The organism is Devosia sp., assembly GCF_017307565.1.
Classification (GTDB): domain Bacteria; phylum Pseudomonadota; class Alphaproteobacteria; order Rhizobiales; family Devosiaceae; genus Devosia.
In genome coordinates this window covers 1-1,816 of record NZ_JAFKHD010000285.1, presented here as the reverse complement: position 1 = coordinate 1,816, position 1,816 = coordinate 1, and the positions used below count along the sequence as shown (strand labels likewise).

The 1,816-nt window shown below is 64.8% G+C and carries 1 protein-coding gene; it reads right to left on the bottom strand.

Annotation, left to right across the window (positions count from 1 at the left end; all coding sequences use genetic code 11):
• Positions 1–804: 804 nt before the first annotated feature.
• Positions 805–1,816, bottom strand: a 1,012-nt coding sequence (locus J0I64_RS08700; RefSeq protein WP_366933727.1) for an MFS transporter, incomplete at its 5' end; no start/stop codon positions are given.

The following is a 1,816-nucleotide window of genomic DNA, read 5'->3' as shown; positions in this document are numbered from 1 at the left end:
CGGACGCCGCGCATCGCCGCGGTGCTGGACCAATTTGTGCGCGAAGTGGATTTCGACGAGGCGACACATAGCTGGCATCCCAAGGCTGCACTTGTTCGAACGCGCGGCGTCAACGAGGAGGTCGGCTGGCGGCTCTGGATTGGCAGCCGGAATCTCACGGAGTGTGTAAATTGCGACATCGGGCTACTGCTCGTTTCTGGGGAAAAGGGCGCGACCTCGATTCCAGGCGTGGACGAGTTGGCTCGCACGCTGGCTGAAAGGGCTGCGCTCAAAGGACTGCGCTCGGCTTCGCTGGCTGCCAGCATCGCGAAGGTGCCGTGGCGCATGCCGGCCGGCGTGCGGGTCGAGCGGCTTCGCTGGTCGGCGGGCTTTGGAGATCAGACGGTCCCTAGTCCGCCGATGGGAACCGATGAGATCGTGGTGGTAAGCCCTTTCATCGACAAGCCCTTTCTTGAACGGCAGGCGCCCGCCGGCGCGAAATCGGTGCGACGGGTGCTGCTGACGACCATGCGCGAGATTGAGCGCGTCGGTCCATCGCTGGCAGCGTTCGACGAGCTCCTCGCTTTGGAAGCGCCCGACTATCCTAATGGGGATCCCGAGACTGATTCGTCCATCGCTGCATCAGCAAATGGGAGTGAGCTGGCCGAGGACGAGGAGGAAGAGGTCGGGAGTGGCCTCCACGCGAAGCTGCTCTTCATACGCAAGGGTCAGCAGCGGCGGCTCTGGCTCGGCAGCGCGAATGCAACCATGCGGGCTTGGACTGGACGGAATGCCGAGGTGACAGCTGAGTTGGTCGTCACGCCGTCAGTCGAGAAAGGGTTGAAGGCTCTTCTTGGTATGGCCCGGTTGGTTGCGGTGCCGAGCGCGGAACATTCGCCCGATGCGGCGATATTGGAAGACGAGGCGCTTGAACGGGCGCGCAGCCAGGTCGCGGCGCGCTGGGCGGTGCAACTGACTATCAGTGATGAGGGCGCCCGCCTCACGCATGACTCCGACCTTCATCCAGGTGGCCCCCACCCCGACCGCGTGGCCGTCGGCCAGGAGCCGGCCTGCCGCCATGGCCGCGAGCAGTGCCGGCAGGGCCATGGATTCGATGAAGGGCGAGACTTCAAAATTGTCGCGCAGATAAATGATCGACCAGGCGCGCGAAGCGCCCTCGGTCAGGCCCGCCCCGAGCCCGAAGGCAACGAGGCCCAGCGTTGCCAGCGTCGGCAGCGCCAGCTTCTTGACCTTTTCCCCGCTATGGGGCCGCGGCGGCATGACCGGCATGGGCACAACCACGAAGAGCAGCAGTGCAATCAGGACCGGAACCAGCGCCCAGAGGTGAATGGCCGGATCGACATGCATGCCGCGCAGCGTGGCGCCGAGCAGCGAAGTCAGAAGAAAACCGACGCTCCAGATGCCGTGGCAGGTGTTCATCACCCGCGCGCCCGTGGCCGCTTCCACCCGGTCGGCCTCGACATTCATGGCGATATTGCTGAGCGAGAAGCCAAGGCCATTGAGAGCCAGGAGCGCAAAGAGCGCGATGGGATACAAGAGGATCGTGGCGAGGGCCGCGGTGATGATGACGATGGGCAGCACGGCCAGAATGGCACGCCGCGGCCCGAAGCGCGCGATGATGGCGCGCGAGAACAGGAACATGGTCAGCGCGCCAAGCGGCTGCCCCATCAGTACGAGGGCAAGCTGGCCCTCTGAAAGACCCATGGCGACCTGCAGGTCGGGAATGCGCGTATGGATCGCGCCGGCAGCCAGGGCATGGGTGAAGAACAGCGCGATAATGCGCCAACGGGCAGAAGTCATGGGCGGAGCGGTAGGC